This is a genomic window from Pseudomonas chlororaphis (assembly GCA_001023535.1).
Taxonomy (GTDB): Bacteria; Pseudomonadota; Gammaproteobacteria; order Pseudomonadales; family Pseudomonadaceae; genus Aquipseudomonas; species Aquipseudomonas chlororaphis_E.
The window spans coordinates 5,346,421-5,365,911 of record CP011020.1 but is presented as its reverse complement, the minus strand read 5'-3'; the positions used below and the strand labels follow the sequence as shown (position 1 = coordinate 5,365,911).

The 19,491-nt window shown below is 63.9% G+C and carries 19 protein-coding genes; 7 read left to right on the top strand and 12 right to left on the bottom strand.

The features are described from left to right. Positions 1-1,305, top strand: a complete 1,305-nt coding sequence (locus tag VM99_23370) for a histidine kinase (GenBank protein AKK00866.1) — start codon at positions 1-3, stop codon at positions 1,303-1,305. Between the two features lie 62 nt (positions 1,306-1,367). Here the strand turns inward: VM99_23370 and VM99_23365 are convergent, their stop codons facing one another. Continuing rightward, positions 1,368-2,009: a membrane protein gene (locus VM99_23365; protein AKK00865.1), complete on the bottom strand. Its 642-nt coding sequence runs from the start codon at positions 2,007-2,009 to the stop codon at positions 1,368-1,370. Between the two features lie 259 nt (positions 2,010-2,268). Between VM99_23365 and VM99_23360 the strand changes: the two genes are divergently transcribed. Together VM99_23360 and VM99_23355 are read left to right on the top strand one after the other, a co-directional pair. Next, entirely contained in the window at positions 2,269-4,347 is a 2,079-nt protein-coding gene (locus tag VM99_23360; protein ID AKK00864.1) for a histidine kinase, read from the top strand. 217 nt (positions 4,348-4,564) lie between these two features. Further along, positions 4,565-4,873 (top strand): lipoprotein, encoded by a 309-nt coding sequence (locus VM99_23355; GenBank protein ID AKK00863.1) that lies wholly within the window; start codon positions 4,565-4,567, stop codon positions 4,871-4,873. A 4-nt stretch (positions 4,874-4,877) separates the two neighbouring features. On the opposite strand, the gene VM99_23350 is transcribed toward VM99_23355, so the two are convergent. Both VM99_23350 and VM99_23345 read right to left on the bottom strand, forming a co-directional pair. Then, a complete protein-coding gene (locus tag VM99_23350) occupies positions 4,878-5,201 on the bottom strand; it encodes a hypothetical protein (protein AKK00862.1) in 324 nt (107 codons plus the stop codon). Beyond that, a complete protein-coding gene (locus VM99_23345; protein ID AKK00861.1) occupies positions 5,201-6,262 on the bottom strand; it encodes a peptidase M4 in 1,062 nt (353 codons plus the stop codon). Before VM99_23345 ends, VM99_23350 begins: the two co-directional genes overlap by 1 nt. Positions 6,263-6,432: 170 nt before the next feature. Here VM99_23345 and VM99_23340 point away from each other — a divergent pair, with 170 nt between their 5' ends. After that, positions 6,433-6,774: a peptidylprolyl isomerase gene (locus VM99_23340; GenBank protein ID AKK00860.1), complete on the top strand. Its 342-nt coding sequence runs from the start codon at positions 6,433-6,435 to the stop codon at positions 6,772-6,774. Positions 6,775-6,864: 90 nt separating this feature from the next. After that, entirely contained in the window at positions 6,865-7,617 is a 753-nt protein-coding gene (locus VM99_23335) for an ArsR family transcriptional regulator (GenBank protein ID AKK00859.1), read from the top strand. Positions 7,618-7,668: 51 nt separating this feature from the next. On the opposite strand, the gene VM99_23330 is transcribed toward VM99_23335, so the two are convergent. From VM99_23330 to VM99_23310, 5 genes are all read right to left on the bottom strand, one after another. Beyond that, positions 7,669-8,688, bottom strand: coding sequence for a branched-chain amino acid aminotransferase (locus tag VM99_23330; protein ID AKK00858.1), 1,020 nt, complete (start codon positions 8,686-8,688; stop codon positions 7,669-7,671). A gap of 282 nt (positions 8,689-8,970) precedes the next feature. Continuing rightward, positions 8,971-10,356, bottom strand: a complete 1,386-nt coding sequence (locus VM99_23325; GenBank protein AKK00857.1) for a dihydrolipoamide dehydrogenase — start codon at positions 10,354-10,356, stop codon at positions 8,971-8,973. 14 nt (positions 10,357-10,370) lie between these two features. Further along, positions 10,371-11,648 carry a branched-chain alpha-keto acid dehydrogenase subunit E2 gene (locus VM99_23320; protein AKK00856.1) on the bottom strand — a complete coding sequence of 426 codons (1,278 nt, stop codon included), beginning with the start codon at positions 11,646-11,648 and terminating at the stop codon, positions 10,371-10,373. Continuing rightward, positions 11,649-12,707 (bottom strand): 2-oxoisovalerate dehydrogenase, encoded by a 1,059-nt coding sequence (locus tag VM99_23315; GenBank protein AKK00855.1) that lies wholly within the window; start codon positions 12,705-12,707, stop codon positions 11,649-11,651. A gap of 1 nt (position 12,708) precedes the next feature. Further along, positions 12,709-13,944, bottom strand: a complete 1,236-nt coding sequence (locus tag VM99_23310) for a 2-oxoisovalerate dehydrogenase (protein ID AKK00854.1) — start codon at positions 13,942-13,944, stop codon at positions 12,709-12,711. 193 nt (positions 13,945-14,137) lie between these two features. On the opposite strand from VM99_23310, the gene VM99_23305 reads away from it, so the two are divergent. Beyond that, positions 14,138-14,626: an ArsR family transcriptional regulator gene (locus tag VM99_23305; protein AKK00853.1), complete on the top strand. Its 489-nt coding sequence runs from the start codon at positions 14,138-14,140 to the stop codon at positions 14,624-14,626. 139 nt (positions 14,627-14,765) lie between these two features. Here the strand turns inward: VM99_23305 and VM99_23300 are convergent, their stop codons facing one another. Then, positions 14,766-15,629, bottom strand: coding sequence for a beta-lactamase (locus VM99_23300; protein AKK00852.1), 864 nt, complete (start codon positions 15,627-15,629; stop codon positions 14,766-14,768). 137 nt (positions 15,630-15,766) lie between these two features. Between VM99_23300 and VM99_23295 the strand changes: the two genes are divergently transcribed. Beyond that, a complete protein-coding gene (locus VM99_23295) occupies positions 15,767-16,567 on the top strand; it encodes a membrane protein (GenBank protein AKK00851.1) in 801 nt (266 codons plus the stop codon). A 45-nt stretch (positions 16,568-16,612) separates the two neighbouring features. On the opposite strand, the gene VM99_23290 is transcribed toward VM99_23295, so the two are convergent. The 3 genes from VM99_23290 to VM99_23280 form a co-directional block, all read right to left on the bottom strand. After that, positions 16,613-17,482, bottom strand: a complete 870-nt coding sequence (locus VM99_23290) for an aldose epimerase (GenBank protein AKK00850.1) — start codon at positions 17,480-17,482, stop codon at positions 16,613-16,615. Between the two features lie 198 nt (positions 17,483-17,680). Beyond that, entirely contained in the window at positions 17,681-18,961 is a 1,281-nt protein-coding gene (locus VM99_23285; GenBank protein ID AKK00849.1) for a membrane protein, read from the bottom strand. Further along, positions 18,961-19,488, bottom strand: coding sequence for a C4-dicarboxylate ABC transporter (locus VM99_23280; GenBank protein AKK00848.1), 528 nt, complete (start codon positions 19,486-19,488; stop codon positions 18,961-18,963). The genes VM99_23285 and VM99_23280 overlap by 1 nt, the downstream gene beginning before the upstream one ends. Positions 19,489-19,491 lie beyond the last annotated feature (3 nt).

Sequence of the window (19,491 nt, the reverse complement as noted above, 5' to 3'; positions counted from 1 at the left end):
ATGTGGAAACTGCTGATTCGCCTGTACCTGGTCACCATCGTCTCCTACAGCGCGGCCATCTACCTGATGCCGGAACTGGTGGTCCGCCTGTTCCATGAGCGCTTCGTGAGCTACAACCTCGACCATTCCCGAGGCTTGCAGACCCTGATGGTCAAACAGTTCCACGCCGTGCCCCGCGAGCAGTGGCCGGCGCTGGCGGCGCAGATGGACAAGGACTTCGAGCCGCTGCGCATCGAACTGGCGAGCCTCGATGACCCGGGCTTCAGCGACGCCGAGCGGGCGCAGCTCAGCCGTGGCGAAAACATCGTGCGCCTCGGTGACTGGGCCTGGCGCACCCTGGCGGTGGCACCGCTGGGTGAGCGCATGGCGGTCAAGATGATCGTTCCGCCGGATCCGACCGACGTCAACTGGCTGTACTGGAGCATCAACGTGCTGATCGGCGCGACCATGCTCGCGTGCCTGTTGCTCTGGCTGCGGCCGCACTGGCGTGACCTGGAGCGCCTCAGGCGCACCGCCGAGCGTTTCGGCAAGGGCCACTTGGGTGAGCGTACGCAGATTGCCTCCAGTTCGAACATCGGCAGCCTGGCCCATGTGTTCGACACTATGGCCGGTGACATCGAGAAGCTGCTCAACCAGCAGCGCGACCTGCTCAACGCGGTGTCCCACGAATTGCGCACGCCACTGACCCGGCTCGACTTCGGCCTGGCCCTGGCGCTGTCCGAGGATTTGCCGCCCGCCAGTCGCGAGCGCCTGCAAGGGTTGGTGGCGCACATTCGCGAGCTGGATGAACTGGTGCTCGAACTGCTGTCCTACAGCCGTCTGCAGAACCCCGAACGCTTGCCCGAGCGGGTCGAAGTGCCGCTGGACGAATTCATCGACAGCATCCTGGGCAGTGTCGACGAAGACCTGGCGGCCCCGGACGTGGTGATCGACGTGTTGCTGCACGGAGCGCTGGAGCGCTTCGAACTCGACCCGCGCCTTACCGCCAGGGCCTTGCAGAACCTGCTGCGCAATGCGATGCGTTACTGCGAGAAGCACATCCAGGTCGGTGTGTTGGTGGGCGACCAGGGTTGTGAGATCTGGGTCGACGATGACGGCATCGGCATCCCGGATGACGAGCGTGAGCGTGTGTTCGAGCCGTTCTACCGCCTGGACCGCAGCCGCGACCGCGCCACCGGCGGGTTCGGCCTAGGCCTGGCCATCAGCCGCCGTGCCTTGCAAGCCCAGGGCGGCACCTTGACCGTCGAGACTTCACCGCTGGGCGGGGCTCGGTTCAGGTTGTGGTTGCCCGCCCCATCGTCCTGATCCAGGTGGTTCCCTGGGCGAGGGAGCGTGCTCCTGTTGGGGTGCGCAGCGGCCCTTCAGCCTCAGCCGAACAACCCCGCCGCGATATTGATCGAAAACCCCAAGATTGCCGTGTTGAATACGAACCCGATCAGTGATTGCGCCAGTACGATCTTGCGCAACTGGCGGGTGGCGACACCCACGTCCGACGTCTGCACCGCGACCCCGATGGTGAAGGAGAAATACAGGAAATCCCAATAATTGGGCGTGGTCAGGCCTTCGGCAAAGCGCAGCGCCGGCTCGGTGCCCTCCCAGGTGTAATAGAGCCGCGCATAGTGGACGCTGAAGATCACGCCGATCAGCAACCATGAGCCGATCACCGTCATGGCCGTGAAGCCGTAGTGCAGCAGCTTGCCGGCGGCGTGCAGGTCGCGGCTGCCGGCCAGTTCGACGGTGATGGTGGCCAGGCTGGCCAAGGCGGCGATGCAGACCATCAGCAAGACCAGCCCGGCGTTTTCGTCTTCGATCTCGGCAATGCGCCTGACGTCGGGGGCCTTGGCGCGTACGGTCAGCCACAACATCAGCACCAGGTAGGTCCAGACCCCGGCATTCCAGCCGATCAGGACCTTGCTGATGAGGCTGTCCGCAGGCGCCAGGACGCCCACTGCCAAGCCGACGGCCATGGCGCTGGACAGACGCGGGTGGGTACGGGCGAGGAAGGGCATGGGGGCTCACTGTCCGGAAAAGAGACGCCTAGTATGCTCAGGCGACCCCAGGTAGCCAACCTGTAGGAGCGAGCCCCCATTTCTTTTTTGGCGGGGCAAGATTTAGATTGACCGCCGCTTGTCTGGCAGCAGAATGTCTTTCGTCGCAAATCTCCAAGAGTGATGGCTTTTTGATACCTGCTTGCGTCGCGATTGAGTACAATCGCGGCGTACAATCGGGCATGGAGGCAGTCCGGCTCTTTCGTTACGAGAACACTCCATGTTGATCGGTACGTATTCCCCCGCGCTCGTTTCCATTTCCCTGTTCGTTGCTGTCCTGGCTTCCTACACCGCACTCGACCTGACCGGGCGTATCGCCACCGCCCAGGGCCGCGCCGCGCAGCTGTGGATGGCCGGCGGCGCACTGGCCATGGGCGTGGGCGTCTGGTCCATGCACTTCATCGGCATGCTGGCGTTCTCCTTGCCGGTGCGGCTTGGCTACGACACTTCCATCACCGCGCTGTCGTTGCTGATCGCCATTTTGTCCTGCGGCTTTGCCTTGTGGCTGGTCAGCCAGCCGCGCCTGCCGGCGTGTCAACTGGCGTTCGGTGCGCTGGTCATGGGGGCCGGCATCAGTGCCATGCATTACACCGGCATGGCGGCGTTGCGGATGCAGCCGGGCATCGACTACGAGCCCACGCTGTTCGGCGCCTCGCTGGTGATTGCCGTCGGTGCTTCTGCGGCGGCCCTGTGGATCGCCTTCCGCCTGCGCCAGAACACCCCTCACGTGCGCCTGGCCCGGGCCGGCGCCGCGGTGATCATGGGCGTCGCCATTGTCGGCATGCACTACACCGGCATGGCCGGGGCGCAGTTTCGCGACGGCAGCTTTTGCGGCGCCCTGGACGGCCTGAGCGGCAAGGGCCTGGACAACGTGGTGCTGATCACCACCCTGGCGGTGCTGGCCATCGCCTTGCTGACCTCGATTCTCGATGCGCGCCTGGAGGCCCGCACCGCCGAACTGGCCCAATCCTTGACCGTGGCCAATCGCGAACTGACGCAACTGGCCCTGCACGACCCGCTCACCGGGTTGCCCAACCGGGTGTTGCTGGCCGACCGTATCGGCCAGGCCATGCACCGGGTGCAAGAGCAGGGCGGCTGCTTTGCCCTGATGTTCATCGACCTCGATGGCTTCAAGCCGGTCAACGATGCCTTCGGGCACCACATGGGCGATCTGTTGCTGCGCGACGTGGCCCTGCGCCTGCGCGAGGATCTGCGCAGCCAGGACACCCTGGCGCGGATCGGCGGCGATGAGTTCGTGCTGCTGGTGCAACTGGCCGAGCCGGACGACGCCTTGCGCCTGGCTGCCCGCCAGGTCGGGTTGGTGGGCCAGACGTTTCGGGTGGCCGAGCACGATTTGCAGATCTCCGCCAGCGTCGGCATTTCCGTGTACCCCGGCAACGGCAGCAGCGCCGAAGAACTGTTGATGAATGCCGACGCGGCGATGTACCACGCCAAGGGGGCGGGGAAGAACGGCTACAGCTTTTTCGACGCGTCGATGAACAGCAACGCCCGCAAGCAGTTGCAGTTGCTGCAGGATTTGCGCATTGCCGTCGAGCAGCGCCAGTTCAGCCTGCATTACCAACCCAAGTTCGACGCCGCCAACGGCCGTCCGGTGGGGGCCGAGGCGTTGTTGCGCTGGACCCATCCGACCCAGGGCCTGCTGATGCCCGCCACGTTCATCGACCTGGCGGAAAAGACCGGGCTGATCATCCCCATCGGCGAATGGGTGCTCAACGAAGCCTGCCGCCAGATGCGCGAATGGTACGTGCTCGGCTACACCGACTGGCGCATCGCGGTGAACCTCTCGGCCTTGCAGTTCTGCCACACCGGGTTGGTACAGAGCGTCGCCAAGGCCTTGGAAACCCATTGCCTGGCGGCCAACAGCCTGACCCTGGAAATCACTGAAACCACTGCCATGAGCGATGCGGATGCGAGCATGACGGTGCTGCAGCAGCTGTCCGACATGGGCGTGGACTTGTCCATCGATGACTTCGGCACCGGCTATTCGAGCCTGATGTACCTCAAGCGCCTGCCGGCCAATGAACTGAAGATCGACCGCGGCTTCGTGCGCGACCTGGAGCACGACAGCGATGACGCTGCCATCGTCTCCGCCATCGTCGCCCTTGGCCAGGCCCTGGGGCTGCGGATCGTTGCCGAAGGGGTCGAGACCGACCTGCAGCAAGACTTCCTGACCCGGTTGGGTTGCGATTCCCTGCAAGGTTACCTGCTGGGCCATCCACTCCCGGCCGAGCGCTTTTTGCACGACCTGCGCCAGGTCAAACGCGCCGCCATGGCCTGACACACGGTCGTCATCCTGTGGGAGCGGCTTGCTCGCGAAGGCGGCGTGTCAAACGACAATCATGTTGGCTGGCCCACCGCTTTCGCGGGCAAGCCCGTTCCCACAGTTGCCCGCTTGTACAATGGGCGCGCGGCAGGCACCTGTCTTCACAGTAAAAGGAATGATTCGCCGCCGTTGAAGTCCCAGTTCCAGTACCCCGAATAACTGGAGCTTTTCTATGCGCAAATCCCCCCTGATCGCCAGCCTGGTCCTGATCGCCGGTCTCGGAGCCCTCGGGCCCGTGGCGCAAGCGGCGCAAACCACCGGAGATGCGGTGGAGCACTCGCCCAACAATGGGCGCCGACTGGTGGAGGCCGACCGCACGCCCGCGGAATATCAGCGCGCGGATAAAGCTATCAAGAACTGGAAAGAGAAGGGCCTCGAAGCCCCTGACGAGGGTTCGCAATGGGTGCAGATCAATGACAAGTACGTGATGGTGGTGATCGCGTCTGGCCGGATCCTCAAGATCACCCCCGCCACGCGCTAGGCCATCAGAGCAATTCGCCTTTGTCCCACAGATGAACCAGCTCGCCGGGTGCCTGATCCTCGGGCACCTTGAGCACCATTTCATCGTCCTGGTCGTTGGTGCGGTAACGCACCTCGATCTGGAAGAAGCGCTGGTCGCCGCGCCCGGGTGCGGGCGAGGCCAGCGGCAGGCAGCCCTCCAGTACCGAACAGATGCGGCTGCGCTGGTCGATGTCGCATTGGGCGAATTCGATTTCCCGTGGCCGGGTCAGGGCATGGATGGCCGCCACGCCACCCTGGCGTGACAGCCGTACCACGGCGTTGTCGTCGAGCTCTGGAAGGGTTTTCATCAACGCTCCTGTGTCAGGTCGACGCCGACCTGGCGCCAGCCGTCTTGCACCGCTTGCACTTCCCGCGCACCGAAGCGCTGGCGGGCATGCTCGACGGTCAGGCGGGCGAAGTCGCTGAAGGACGCGTCGTTGGCCAGTTTTCTGTCGCACAAGGTGTCATACCAGATCCGGCCGGCTTTTTCCCAGGCAAATCCGCCCAGCGTGGTCGCCACCAGATAAAAGGCGCGGTTGGGGATGCCGGAGTTGATGTGCACGCCGCCGTTGTCCTCGCGGGTAATGACGAATTCACGCATGTGCGACGGTTGTGGGTCCTTGCCCAGCAGCGGGTCGTTGTAGGCGGTGCCGGGGTTGGACATGCTGCGCAGGCCATCGCCGTTGATCTTGTCGGTGAGCAGGTCGGCACCGATCAACCAGTCGGCCTGGTCGGCGGTCTGTTCCAGCACGTACTGCTTGACCAGCACGCCGAACACATCGGAGATGGACTCGTTCAGTGCACCGGACTGGTTGGCGTAGACCAGCCCGGCTTCGCTTTCGGTGACGCCGTGGGCCAGCTCGTGGGCGACCACGTCGAGGGAGCGGGTGAAGCGCTGGAAAATTTCCCCGTCACCGTCGCCGAACACCATTTGCGCGCCGTTCCAGAAGGCGTTTTCGTAGCCTTGTCCATAATGCACGCTGCCCACCAGGGCGAAGCCCTTGTTGTCGATGGAGTCGCGGCCGAGGATTTTCCAGAAAAAATCGTAGGTGGCGCCGAGGGCATCGTAGGCTTCGTCCACGGCCGGGTCGCCGCTGGCCGGCTGGCCTTCCAGGCGTACCGGCTGGCCGGGCAGTTCCATGGTGTTCTGTGCGTCGTGCACGCTGCGCTGCGGGTGGCCGGCCTTGCCCGGCCTGGGCAGTTTCGCCGCGGCGGGCGGCTGGTCCGGCGGGCCGGGGTTGTGCCGCAGGCTGCGCACGTGGGTCAGGGTGCCAAGGGCGCTGGAACGTTGCTGTTCGGAGCCGTGGGCAATGATGCGATTGAGGATGTACGGAGGAATAAAACCGTAGAGCGGGCGAGAGTCGAACATCAGAAAATCCTTATCTGAAATGCAGGGCGATACCCATGTGAACCGAAGTGGCTTGAGCGGTTCCCTACTGCTGACCCGCTCGATGCGCCACAGTTGCATATGGATACGGACACGGACCTGTGGCCAGGGGATAATCCCTGCGCCACAAAAACACAACACGGACAGACTCCATGAACGAAGAACTGCACATCACCGACCTGCAACAGGGCGACGGCAAAAGCGTAGTCAAAGGCGCGCTGATCACCACCCAATACCGCGGTACGCTCGAAGACGGCACTGAATTCGATTCGTCCTACAGCCGTGGCAAGCCGTTCCAGTGCGTGATCGGCACCGGTCGCGTCATCAAGGGCTGGGACGTGGGGCTGATGGGCATGAAGGTGGGCGGCAAGCGCAAGCTGTGGGTACCGGCCCACCTGGCCTACGGTGAGCGCTCCATGGGCGCGCACATCAAGCCCAACGCCAACCTCGTTTTCGAGATCGAGCTGCTGGAAGTGCTGACCCGGGACGATTGAGCGGCGCCGACTGCGGGCCGGCAACCTCCAGTTGAAAGTGTTGCTACTCTTTGCAGATGATGCATGGCTTTATTCGTCAGGGAGCGAAATATGGAAGCGGAACTGCATGACCTGGGAGTCTCCCAGGTGGCTGCGGCCATTGCCGAGCCGGCCCGGACCCGCATGTTGTGCGCGTTGATGGACGGCCACGCCCGGACCAGTACCGAGCTGGCCAGCATTGCCGACGTCAGTGCTTCCACCGCCAGTGCCCACTTGGCGAAGCTCAAGGACCTGGCCTTGGTGCGCGTGCATGTGCAGGGGCGTCATCGCTACTACAGCCTGGCAGACAAGCGCGTCGCCCAGGCCCTTGAAGCGTTGATGGTGATCGGCCAGAGCGCCGCGCCGACCTTTACCCCGCGCACCCCGGATCGCCTGCAGTTTGCCCGCACCTGCTACGACCACATGGCTGGCACCCTGGCGGTGCGGCTGCATGATCGCTTGCTTGAGGCCGGGTGGCTGGTGGCGGCAGGGCAGGGCTATGGGCTGAGCGAGTCGGGCGAGCAAATATTCGCGGAGCTGGGCATTGATGTCCAGGTGCTCGCCGCGCAACGACGTCGGTTCGCCTGCCCCTGCCTGGACTGGAGCATGCGCCGTCCGCACCTGGGCGGCGCCTTGGGGGCGGCGTTGTTGCAAGTGGCGATCAAGCGCAAATGGGTGCTCCAGGACCTGGACAGCCGGGCACTGGGGCTGACCGCCAGCGGGCGCAAGGAAATGGCCGCGCGGTTTGGCGTGGATGTCGAGCAAGCGGTTGCACCGGCCGATGCCGTCGCGAGCAGGCTCGCGCCCACCGTGGAACTGCGCTGAAGCAAGGCTTGGGCAAGTGGCGAGGGAGCTTGCTCCCTCGCCACAAGTGGATCAGACCTTGACGATCCAACCCGCTGGCGCTTCGACGTCACCGGTCTGCACGCCGGTCAGTTCTTTGTAGAGCTTCTGGGTGATCGGGCCGACTTCGGTTTCGCTGTGGAACACGTGCAGCTTGTCCTTGTAGTGGATGCCGCCGATCGGCGTGATCACCGCCGCGGTACCGCAAGCACCGGCTTCCTTGAAGTCCGACAGCTTGTCGATCAGCACGTCGCCTTCGATCACTTCCAGCCCCAGGCGCGATTTGGCCAGTTCGATCAGCGACAGGCGAGTGATGCCTGGCAGGACCGATGGGGAGTTGGGGGTGACGAATTTGCCGTCGTGGGTGATGCCGAAGAAGTTGGCCGAACCGACTTCCTCGATCTTGGTGTGGGTCAGCGGATCGAGGTAGATGCAGTCGGCGAAGCTGGCCTTCTTGGCCTGGGAACCCGGCATCAGGCTGGCGGCGTAGTTGCCACCGACCTTGGCCGCGCCGGTGCCTTGTGGGGCGGCGCGGTCGAAGGTGGAGATCAGGAAGTTGTGCGGGGTCAGGCCGCCCTTGAAGTAGGCGCCGACCGGGATGCAGAAGATCGAGAAGATGAACTCGGGCGCGGTGCGCACGCCGATGTTGTCACCCACGCCGATCACGAACGGGCGCAGGTACAGCGCGCCGCCGGTGCCGTAGGGCGGGATGAAGCGTTCGTTGGCGCGGACCACTTGCTTGCAGGCTTCGACGAACTGTTCGGTGTCGACGTGCGGCATCAGCAGGCGGGCGCAACTGCGCTGCATGCGGGCGGCGTTCTGGTCCGGGCGGAACAGGTTGATCGAGCCGTCCTTGCAGCGATAGGCCTTCAGGCCCTCGAAGCATTGCTGGCCGTAGTGCAGGGCGGTGGAGCCTTCGCTGATGTGCAGCACATTGTCGTCGGTCAGGGTGCCGGCGTCCCAGGCGCCATCGCGCCAGTGCGACAGGTAGCGCTTGTCGGTCTTGATGTAGTCAAAGCCCAGTTTGTCCCAATTGATGCTCTCGTTACCCATGACACCCTCTATTGCTTAACAACCGTCGAAACGGTTCAAGGCTTCTGACGTTTTTTGGATGGGGACAACAATACTTCATTCCGGTGTTGTTTCGCAGCCTGCTCGATGGGTGACAGGCAGATTTTCTGCCGACTCCCCGTGGCGAGGGAGCTTGCTCCCGCTCGGCTGCGAAGCAGTCGTCACCTGGCCAACGCGGTGTGACTGAACGACCCCGGTGCTCGGATTGGGGCTGCTTCGCAGCCCAGCGGGAGCAAGCTCCCTCGCCACGGGTGAACCGCATGTCTACACATGCAACGCATGCCCCAACGCCCGCAGCGCCGCTTCCTGAACCGCCTCACCCAGCGTCGGGTGTGCGTGGATGGTGCCGGCGATATCTTCCAGGCGCGCGCCCATTTCCAGCGACTGGCCGAACGCGGTGGCCAGTTCCGAGACGCCCACGCCGACGGCTTGCCAGCCGACGATCAGGTGATTGTCCCGTCGCGCCACGACCCGCACGAAACCGCTTTTCGATTCCAGCGTCATCGCCCGGCCGTTGGCGGCGAACGGGAAGCTGGACACGATGCAGTCCAGCCCGACCGCCTTGGCCTCGTCCGGTGTCTTGCCCACCACCACCAGCTCCGGGTCGGTGAAGCACACCGCGGCGATGGCCGCCGGATTGAATTCCCGCTGCCGACCGGCGATCAGTTCGGCGACCATTTCGCCCTGAGCCATGGCCCGGTGGGCGAGCATCGGTTCGCCGCTCAGGTCCCCGATGGCCCAGACATTGCGCATGCTGGTCTGGCAACGCTGGTCGATTTTTACCGCCGCGCCGTTCATCGCCAGATCCAGCGCTTCGAGGTTCCAGCCCTGGGTGTTGGGCCGGCGCCCCACGGCCACCAGGACCCGGTCGGTCTCAAGGTTCAGGCTGTCGCCAGCCGGGTCACGGACTTGCAATGTGCTGGCCTGTGCATCGAACCCTTCGACACTGTGCTTGAGGTACAGCTTCACACCCAGTTGCTTGAGCGCCTCGTGCACCGGCTGGGTCAGTTCGCCGTCGTAGGCCGGCAGGATCCGTTCCTGGGCTTCGACCACACTGACCTCGGCGCCGAGCTTGCGGTAGGCGATGCCCAGCTCCAGGCCGATGTAGCCGCCCCCGACCACCACCAGGTGCCTGGGCACCGAGGTCGGCGCGAGGGCTTCAGTGGAGGACACGATCGGCCCGCCCAGCGGCAACATCGGCAGGTTGACGCTGGTCGAACCGGTGGCCAGCAGCAGGTGTTCGCACTGGATGCGGGTGTCGCCGACTTCGACGGTCTTGCCGTCGACAACCTTGGCCCAGCCCTGGATGACCTGGACCTTGTGCTTCTTGAGCAGCGCTGCGACGCCGGTGGTCAGGCGATCGACGATGCCGTCTTTCCATTCGACGCTCTTGCCGATGTCCAGGCTCGGCGTCGACACCGTGATGCCCAAGGCCGAACCCTGGCTGTGGTGCCGCGTCTGGTGAAACTGCTCGGCCACATGGATGAGCGCCTTGGACGGGATGCAGCCGATGTTCAGGCAGGTTCCGCCCAGCGCCTGGCCTTCCACCAGGATGGTCGGGATGCCCAGTTGCCCGGCACGGATCGCCGCCACATAACCGCCAGGGCCGCCGCCGATGATCAGCAAGGTGGTGTTCAAAGTCTGTTGCATGCCAGCTCCCATGATTAATCGACGAACAAGGTGGCGGGTTGTTCGAGCAAGCCGCGCAGGGCCTGAATGAATTGCGCCGCGTCCATGCCATCGACCACTCGGTGATCGAAGGAACTGGAGAGGTTCATCATTTTGCGGACGACGATCTGGCCCTTGATGACCATGGGTCGCTCGACGATCTTGTTCACGCCGACGATGGCCACTTCCGGCAGGTTCAGCACCGGCGTGCTGACGATGCCGCCGAGGGCGCCCAGGCTGGTCAGGGTGATGGTCGAGCCGGACAGTTCATCGCGGCTGGCCTTGCCGTTGCGGGCGGCCGTGGCGAGGCGGCTGATCTCGGCCGCGCTGTCCCACAGGCTGCGGGCCTCGGCATGGCGCACCACCGGCACCATCAGGCCGACGTCGCTCTGGGTGGCCACGCCAACGTGCACCGCGCCAGAACGATGGATGACTTGGGCTTCGTCGTCGTAGCGCGCGTTCATCTGCGGGAAGTCCCGCAGGGCCATCACCAGAGCCCGTAACAGGAATGGCAGCAGGGTCAGCTTGCCGCGACTGGCACCGTGTTTTTCATTCAAGTGCACCCGCAGCTCTTCCAGGGCGGTGACGTCGACTTCCTCGACGTAGCTGAAATGGGCGGCGCGCTGGGTCGCTTCCTGCATGCGCTGGGCGATCTTGCGACGCATGCCGATCACCGGGATCTGCTGCTCGTCGTGGCGTTCGGCGTAGCCGGAACCGCCCTTGGCCGGGGTCGAAGGCCCTTGGGCCAGGTACGCTTCCAGGTCTTCGTGCAGCACCCGCCCGGCGGGGCCGCTGCCTTGGACCAGGCGTAACTGGATGCCCAAATCCAAGGCGTGCTTGCGCACCGCAGGGGATGCCAATGGACGCTCATTGGGTTCACGGGCCACCGGTGCCTGGGCGGCCGGACGCGGGGCGGCGGGCTTTTGTGTCGCCGGTTGCGCGGCTGCCACCGGCTCGGGGGGCGGCGCCGGCGCCGGTTTCGCGGCCTGCACCTCGGCGGCCGGCTGTGCCGATTCCTTGAGGTTGCCGGCGCCTTCCACTTCAATGCGGATCAGTTCGCTGCCCACCGCCATGACCTCGCCCGGCTCGCCGCCCAGGGCAATGACCCGGCCGTGTACCGGCGAGGGGATGTCCACCATGGCCTTGTCGGTCATGACATCGGCCAGCACCTGGTCCTCGACCACCAGGTCGCCGACCTTGACGTGCCACACCGACAGTTCCACTTCGGCGATGCCTTCGCCAATGTCCGGCATCTTGATAACGTGCGTGCCCATTCAGACCTCCATGACCCGTTTCAACGCCGCACCCACACGGGACGGCCCTGGGAAATACGCCCACTCCTGCGCATGCGGGTAGGGCGTATCCCAACCGGTGACGCGCTCGATGGGCGCTTCCAGGTAGTGGAAGCAATGTTCCTGGACCAGCGACACCAGCTCGGCGCCGAAGCCGCAGGTGCGGGTGGCTTCGTGGACGATCACGCAGCGGCCGGTCTTTTTCACCGACTTGACGATGGTTTCCAGGTCCAGCGGCCACAGGCTGCGCAGGTCGATGACCTCGGCGTCGACGCCGCTTTCCTCGGCGGCCACCTGGGACACGTACACGGTGGTGCCGTAGGTGAGGATGGTCACCTCATTGCCGGGGCGGGTGATGGCGGCCACGTCCAGCGGCACGGTGTAGTAACCGTCCGGGACTTGCGCGCTGGGGTGTTTCGACCACGGCGTTACCGGGCGGTCGTGGTGCCCGTCGAACGGGCCGTTATACAGGCGCTTGGGTTCGAGGAAGATCACCGGGTCATCGTTTTCAATGGAGGCGATCAGCAGGCCCTTGGCGTCGTAGGGGTTCGATGGCATCACCGTGCGCAACCCGCAGACCTGGGTGAACATCGCCTCGATGCTCTGGCTGTGGGTCTGTCCGCCGTAGATGCCACCGCCGCAAGGCATGCGCAGGGTCATCGGCGCGGTGAACTCGCCGGCCGAGCGATAGCGCAGGCGCGCCGCTTCGGAAATGATCTGGTCCGAGGCCGGGTAGACGTAGTCGGCGAACTGGATTTCAGCCACGGGCCGCAAGCCGTAGGCGCCCATGCCCACCGCCACGCCGACGATGCCGCTTTCGGAAATCGGCGCGTCGAACACCCGCGAGGTGCCGTACTTGTTCTGCAGGCCTTCGGTGCAGCGGAACACGCCGCCGAAGTAGCCCACGTCCTGGCCGAACACCACGACGTTGTCGTCGCGTTCGAGCATCACGTCCATGGCCGAGCGCAAAGCCTGGATCATGGTCATGGTGGTAGTGGTCATGGCGGTATCCAGCGCAATAGTGTTGTTGTGATCGTTCATGTCAGATCCCCAACTGCTGACGCTGGCGCTTCAAGTGCTCCGGCATCTCTTTGTAGACGTCTTCGAACATCGTCGCGGCGCTCGGCACCTGGCCGCCGGCGAGCGTGCCGTACTGCTCGGCTTCTTTCTGGGCGGCGATGATCTGCGCTTCCAGCTCGGCGCTGACGGCGGCGTGTTCCTCTTCCGACCAGACGCCCTCGCGGATCATGTGTTGCTTGAGGCGGGCAATCGGGTCGCCCAGCGGGAAGTGGCTCCAGTCGTCGGCGGGGCGGTACTTGGAAGGATCGTCGGAGGTGGAGTGCGGGCCGGCGCGGTAGGTGACCCATTCGATCAGCGCCGGGCCGAGGTTGCGACGGGCGCGTTCGGCGGCCCAGCGCGAGGCGGCGTAGACGGCCATGAAGTCGTTGCCATCGACCCGCAGCGAAGCGATGCCGCAACCGACGCCGCGTCCGGCGAAGGTCGTGGCTTCACCGCCGGCGATGGCCTGGAAGGTGGAGATCGCCCACTGGTTGTTGACCACGTTGAGGATCACCGGTGCGCGGTAGACGTGGGCGAAGGTGAGGGCGGTGTGGAAGTCCGATTCGGCGGTGGCGCCGTCACCGATCCAGGCCGAGGCGATCTTGGTGTCGCCCTTGATCGCCGAGGCCATGCCCCAGCCCACGCCTTGGATGAATTGCGTGGCCAGGTTACCGGAAATGGTGAAGAAACCAGCGTCCTTGACCGAGTACATGATCGGCAACTGCCGGCCCTTGAGCGGATCGCGCTCATTGGACAGCAGTTGGCAGATCAGGTCGACCAGCGGCACGTCGCGGGCCATCAGGATGCTTTGCTGACGATAGGTGGGGAAGCACATGTCGTCGATGTTCAACGCCAGGGCCTGGGCGCTGCCGATGGCTTCCTCGCCAAGGCTCTGCATGTAGAACGACATCTTTTTCTGACGCTGGGCGACCACCATGCGGTTGTCGTAGATCCGCGTCTTGAGCATGGCACGCATGCCTTTGCGCAGGATGTCGACGGGGATGTCCTTGGCCCATTCACCCAAGGCGTTGCCCTGGTCGTCGAGCACGCGGATCAGGCTGCGGGCCAGGTCGATGGTGTCGGCCGGCTCCACGTCGATGGGCGGTTTGCGCACCGTGCCGGCGTCGCTCAGATGCAGGTAGGAGAAGTCGGTCTTGCAGCCGGGACGGCCCGAGGGTTCGGGAACGTGCAGGCGTAGCGGTTCGTACGCTGGGTTCATGGCTTTCTACGCTCGATCTTGTGAATTTCTTGTAGTGGGCGCGCTAGCTGACGAATTCCCCGTGGTGCGGGGAAATTGTCCTACAACAATCATAGGCTCGACGAGGAAGAATATTTTTCTCTGTTGGCTTGCTGTTCAGATCATTTGCAGATAAAAAATCTGCACAACGATAAAAAACAGGATTATTTGTCTCATGCGTAAATTGGATCGCACCGACATCGGCATTCTGAACAGCCTTCAGGAGAACGCCCGCATCACCAACGCCGACCTCGCCCGCTCGGTGAACCTTTCGCCCACGCCGTGCTTCAACCGGGTGCGGGCCATGGAAGAGCTGGGGGTAATCCGCGAGCAGGTCACGTTGCTGGACGCCGACCTGCTGGGGCTGCACGTGAACGTGTTCATCCACGTCAGCCTGGAGAAACAGGTGGAAGAGGCGCTGCAGCACTTCGAGGAGGCGATCTCCGACCGGCCTGAGGTGATGGAGTGCTACCTGATGGCGGGCGACCCGGACTACCTGATACGCGTGCTGGTGCCGACGATCCAGTCGCTGGAGCGTTTCATGATGGACTTTTTGACCAAGGTCCCGGGCGTGGCGAACATCCGCTCCAGCTTCGCCCTCAAGCAGGTGCGCTACAAGACGGCGTTGCCGTTGCCGGCCAATGGGTTGACGTTGGGTAGCTGAAGATTGGGGCCGCTTCGCGCCCCAGCGGGAGCAAGCTCCCTCGCCACGGGGAAGGTAACTGGCGGGCCGGTACCGGATCGAACATCGTCCTGTGGCGAGGGAGCTTGCTCCCGCTGGGCTGCGCAGCAGCCCCATACTTCTACAACTGATTGATCGGAATCTTCAGGTACGTCACGCCATTGTCTTCGGCCGGCGGCAGATGCCCGGCCCGCACGTTCACCTGCACCGCAGGCAACAACAGCGTCGGCATGCCCAGCGTGCCGTCGCGCTGGGTACGCATGGCCACGAACGTGGCTTCGTCGATGCCGTCGTGAATGTGGATGTTGTGTTGGCGTTGTTCGCCCACGGTGCTCATGCACTGGGGTTCGCGGTGCTCTGGCGGGTAGTCGTGGCACACGTAGAGCCGCACGCCGGTGGGGAATGCCAGCAGCTTGCGGATCGACGCGTAGAGCTGGTGGGCGTCGCCGCCAGGAAAGTCGCAGCGAGCGGTGCCGACGTCGGGCATGAACAGCGTGTCCCCAACCAGGATCACGTCCCCATCGATCAGGTAGGCCATGTCCGCCGGGGTATGGCCGGGCACATGCAGGGCGGTGGCCTTGAGGTTGCCGATGGCGAAGGATTCGTCGGCGGCGAACAGGTGGTCGAACTGCGAGCCGTCCACGGCAAATTGCGGTTCAAGGTTGAACAGCGTCTTGAACACCCGCTGGACCCGGTCGATGGCGTGGCCGATGGCGATCCGGCCACCCAATACGCGGCGCAGATAGGGCGCGGCGGACAGGTGATCGGCATGGGCGTGGGTTTCCAGCAGCCATTGCACGGTCAAGCGGTGTTCGGCCACGAACGCGACGATACGGTCGGCCTGTGTCGTCGCGCTGCGCCCCGAAGCCGGATCGTAGTCGAGTACCGGATCGACCACTGCGCATTGCCCGCCGTCGTGCTCATACACGACATAGGTGTAGGTCTTGGATGCGGGGTCGAGAAAGCCTTGGATCTGCGCGGGCATGACAGCGAACCTGTAGGGGAAGAAGCGGTTGCAACCCGTAAGGTTTACAACATATGGTCCGCAGCTTAGTGAGGGCCACGGCGTCCTGCAAATGCGATCGCACCTGCCAACAGGTGCGCGCGGCGTGAGAGAGACTTATGTTACTGGCGAGTTTTTTCGGCGTGGCCATGGGCCTGGTCCTGGGTTTGACGGGGGCGGGCGGTGGGATCCTCGCGGTTCCGGCGTTGGTGCTGGGGCTGGGCTTGACCATGACCCAAGCCGCGCCCGTGGCGTTGTTCGCCGTGGGCAGTGCGGCGGCGGTGGGCGCCATCGATGGCCTGCGCCATGGCCTGGTGCGTTATCGCGCGGCGTTGCTGATCGCGCTGCTGGGGGCGGTGTTTTCGCCGCTGGGCATCTTCCTGGCCCATCAGCTCTCGGAAAAGATTCTGATGATCCTGTTCAGCCTGCTGATGGTGCTGGTAGCGGCGCGCATGTTGCGCCGGGAAACCCCGCAGTCCGGGCCAAGCGACCACGGCGCGGCCAGTTGGGGCCAGAAGAATTGCATGCTCGACCGCCAGACCGGGCGCCTGGCCTGGACCCCGCGCTGCACCGCCACGCTGGCAACGCTCGGCGCGGTGACCGGCGTGGTGTCCGGCCTGCTGGGCGTGGGCGGCGGTTTCCTCATCGTGCCGGCGTTCAAGCAACTGACCGACGTGCAGATGCGCGGGATCGTCGCCACCTCGCTGATGGTCATCAGCCTGATTTCGCTGATCGGCGTGGTAGGGGCCTTTCATGCCGGGGTGCGTATCGACCAGGTCGGCGCGGTGTTCATCGTGGCCAGCATCGTTGGCATGGTGCTGGGCCGGCGCCTGGCGGCTCGCGTCCCGGCCCGGGTGCTGCAAGTGGGGTTTGCCGCGATCTGCCTGGGGGTGGCGGTGTACATGTGGGTTCGGGCGTAGCTGCATGTGCTTTTTTTGTGAGAACCCAGTCCAGGCGAGGAGGGGTTATAGCGGCCTGCACTGCATCGAAAACCCCAGCGCCACCGACTGCCCTTGCTCCAGCAAGCGCAACCCCGGCCGTCCTGGCAGGTGGTGGGCGTTGACCGGGTGGCTGACCGGTTCGATGCAAAAGAACCCCAGGTCCACCGGGCAGTAGAGCAGGAAGTAGTCGCTGCCGCTGGCCCGGCACTCCAGTTCATAGCCCAAGTCCGGTTGCTGGATCAGGCAGTGCCCGTTCCAACCTCCGAAGCCATTGTCGACCAGGGTGTCCGGCAGCGGGCGGGGTTGCTGGAAGTTCCAGTCGGCCGGCACGTCCGTGCGTTCGGTCGGCATTTTCGTGCTGTCGCACAACCACACTTCGCTGGCGCGGGTTTGCAGGCGTGTACCGGCCGTGCGCGGAAAGTACGGGTGCAGGCCCAACCCATGCCACGCCGCCTGTTCGGCCAGGTGAGTGACGTGCAAAGCGATTTGCAACTGGCCGCCGTCCAAGCGAATCCGCAGGCTGGCGCAGTAGGCGAACGGGGTGCGGCTGTCCAGTTGCAGCAACGCTTCCTGTTCGCTGTGTTCGGTCACTTGCCAGGGTTGCTGCCAGGCACTGCCATGGATCGGAAACGGGTCGTTGGCACTGTTGGCGTCCAGGGCCAGCCAGCCGGACGGGCAGTCGAAACCGCCTTGGGCGATACGGTTCGACCACGGGATCAGCGGGAAGCCGCCGAGCTTGCCGGGCAGGCCGTTGTCCACGGCATCGGGGGCACTCGGGCGTAGCAGCGGGGCGCCGTTGCCGAGCAAGGTCCAGTCCACGAGGCTGGCGCCCAAGTGCGGGGCCAGGGTGAGGTGGGTGAGTTGGTCTTTGAGGTGCAATAGGGGGGGCGTCATGATGATCTTGCCTACTGAGCAAAAATTCTGATGCGAACGCTGTTGTGGCGAGGGGATTTATCCCCGTAGGGCTGCGCAGCAGCCCCAAGACCTGCCGACTCGCTGTGTCAGGCAGATTGAGTCTGCTGTGATGGGGCTGCTGCGCAGCCCTACGGGGATGAATCCCCTCGCCACAAGGGGATTTTTTGTTGACTGTGATTACAACACCAAATGCGGCAACCAGAGTGAAATGGCGGGGACATAAGTCACCAGCATCAGCACCAGGAACAGCATGGCGTAGAACGGCAGCAGGGCCTTGACCGTGCTTTCGATGCTGACCTTGCCGATGGCGGAACCCACGAACAACACCGCACCCACCGGTGGCGTGATCAGGCCGATACCCAGGTTCACCAGCATGATCATGCCGAACTGCACCGGATCCACGCCGATACCCATGATCACCGGCATCAGGATCGGTGTCAGGATCAGGATCAGCGGCGCCATGTCCATCACGGTGCCCAGCAGCAGCAACATCACGTTGATGCACATCAGGATCACGTAGCGGTTGTCCGATAGCGTCAGGAATGCGGTGGTGATCTTCGCCGGAATTTCCATCAGCGTCATGATGTAGCCGAAACTGGCGGCGAAGCCGATCAGGATCATCACGATGGAGATGGTGCGTACCGTACGGTGCATCAGTTTCGGCAACTCACTCCACTTGTAGTCGCGATAGATGCACATGGTCACGAAGAAAGCCCACACCACGGCAATGGCGGCCGATTCGGTGGCCGTGAAAACACCCGAGAGGATGCCGCCAAGGATGATGAACAACGTCATCATGCCCCACATGGCTTCCTTGCAGATCTTCAACGCTTGTTTGAGCGGAATGACCTCGCCCTTGGGGTAGTTGCGCTTTCTCGCAAAGACCAGGCACAGCGCCATCAGGCAGAGGTTCATCATGATGCCGGGGACGATGCCGGCCATGAACAGCGAGCCGATGGAAACGGTGCCGCCAGCGGCGAGGGAGTACAGCACCGCGTTGTGGCTGGGAGGTGTCAGCAACGCTTGCACCGAACCACTGACGGTGACGGCGGTGGCGAACTCACGCGGATAGCCGCGGCGTTCCATTTCCGGAATCAGCACCGAACCGACCGAGGCGGTATCGGCTACGGAGGAGCCGGAGATCGCGCCAAAAAAACTTGAAGCCACCAGGTTGACCAATGACAGGCCACCGCGCACGAAGCCTACCAACACGCTGGCAAATGCCACCAGTCGGCGGGACATGCCGCCCTCGGCCATGATCGCGCCCGCCAGGACGAAGAAGGGAATAGCCAACAACGAGAACTTGTTCACGCCGCCGGTTATCTGAATCATCATGGCCTGGAACGGAATATCGATCCACCACGCCCCGATCAGGGCGGCGGCGCCCAGCGCATAGGCGACCGGCATGCCGATCATGATCAACAACAAAAAACTGCCCAGCAGAATCAGAGCGTCCATTAAGCGGCACCTTCGTTTTCTTCGACCAGGTCGAACTGCACGACCCGACGCTTGCTTTGATCACCCAGCAAGAGTTTTTCCAGGACAAAAATCAGTGTCAGGAAACCCCCGATCGGGATCGGCATGTAGGTGATGCCGACGCGCAAGGTGGGGATTGCGCTCATGAATTGATTCCAGGTGGTCATGCACAGCTTGGTGCCCCAGATAGTCATGAAAATGCACACCGCCGCCATCAGGAGCTGGGTGAAAACCGAAGCCAGGGTTTGCCAGTGCGGGGGCAGGCGGCTGGTGACCATGTCCACGGCCATGTGCGAGCCGGAGCGGTAGCTGGCGGCTGCACCGATGAACGTAAATACGATCATCAGCAAGATGGCGGTGGGCTCCGGCCAGCTTGAGCCGGTACCGAGTACGTAGCGGGCAAACACCCCCCACGGAATCATCAGCGCAACGGCGAGGACAGAAAGGCCGGCCACCCAGATGCACGTCATGTAAATCGTGTCGTTGATACGCAGCAGTAAATTCTTCATCGG

What these genes read in the sequence shown, in the direction of transcription:
- VM99_23290 (AKK00850.1), bottom strand. Translation starts at nt 17,482, where the DNA reads ATGACGCCCCCCCTATTGCACCTCAAAGACCAACTCACCCACCTCACC.
- VM99_23335 (AKK00859.1), top strand. Translation starts at nt 6,865, where the DNA reads ATGGAAGCGGAACTGCATGACCTGGGAGTCTCCCAGGTGGCTGCGGCC.
- VM99_23325 (AKK00857.1), bottom strand. Translation starts at nt 10,356, where the DNA reads ATGCAACAGACTTTGAACACCACCTTGCTGATCATCGGCGGCGGCCCT.
- VM99_23315 (AKK00855.1), bottom strand. Translation starts at nt 12,707, where the DNA reads ATGAACGATCACAACAACACTATTGCGCTGGATACCGCCATGACCACT.
- VM99_23300 (AKK00852.1), bottom strand. Translation starts at nt 15,629, where the DNA reads ATGCCCGCGCAGATCCAAGGCTTTCTCGACCCCGCATCCAAGACCTAC.
- VM99_23295 (AKK00851.1), top strand. Translation starts at nt 15,767, where the DNA reads ATGTTACTGGCGAGTTTTTTCGGCGTGGCCATGGGCCTGGTCCTGGGT.
- VM99_23330 (AKK00858.1), bottom strand. Translation starts at nt 8,688, where the DNA reads ATGGGTAACGAGAGCATCAATTGGGACAAACTGGGCTTTGACTACATC.
- VM99_23345 (AKK00861.1), bottom strand. Translation starts at nt 6,262, where the DNA reads ATGTTCGACTCTCGCCCGCTCTACGGTTTTATTCCTCCGTACATCCTC.
- VM99_23320 (AKK00856.1), bottom strand. Translation starts at nt 11,648, where the DNA reads ATGGGCACGCACGTTATCAAGATGCCGGACATTGGCGAAGGCATCGCC.
- VM99_23280 (AKK00848.1), bottom strand. Translation starts at nt 19,488, where the DNA reads ATGAAGAATTTACTGCTGCGTATCAACGACACGATTTACATGACGTGC.
- VM99_23370 (AKK00866.1), top strand. Translation starts at nt 1, where the DNA reads ATGTGGAAACTGCTGATTCGCCTGTACCTGGTCACCATCGTCTCCTAC.
- VM99_23340 (AKK00860.1), top strand. Translation starts at nt 6,433, where the DNA reads ATGAACGAAGAACTGCACATCACCGACCTGCAACAGGGCGACGGCAAA.
- VM99_23365 (AKK00865.1), bottom strand. Translation starts at nt 2,009, where the DNA reads ATGCCCTTCCTCGCCCGTACCCACCCGCGTCTGTCCAGCGCCATGGCC.
- VM99_23310 (AKK00854.1), bottom strand. Translation starts at nt 13,944, where the DNA reads ATGAACCCAGCGTACGAACCGCTACGCCTGCACGTTCCCGAACCCTCG.
- VM99_23360 (AKK00864.1), top strand. Translation starts at nt 2,269, where the DNA reads ATGTTGATCGGTACGTATTCCCCCGCGCTCGTTTCCATTTCCCTGTTC.
- VM99_23350 (AKK00862.1), bottom strand. Translation starts at nt 5,201, where the DNA reads ATGAAAACCCTTCCAGAGCTCGACGACAACGCCGTGGTACGGCTGTCA.
- VM99_23305 (AKK00853.1), top strand. Translation starts at nt 14,138, where the DNA reads ATGCGTAAATTGGATCGCACCGACATCGGCATTCTGAACAGCCTTCAG.
- VM99_23355 (AKK00863.1), top strand. Translation starts at nt 4,565, where the DNA reads ATGCGCAAATCCCCCCTGATCGCCAGCCTGGTCCTGATCGCCGGTCTC.
- VM99_23285 (AKK00849.1), bottom strand. Translation starts at nt 18,961, where the DNA reads ATGGACGCTCTGATTCTGCTGGGCAGTTTTTTGTTGTTGATCATGATC.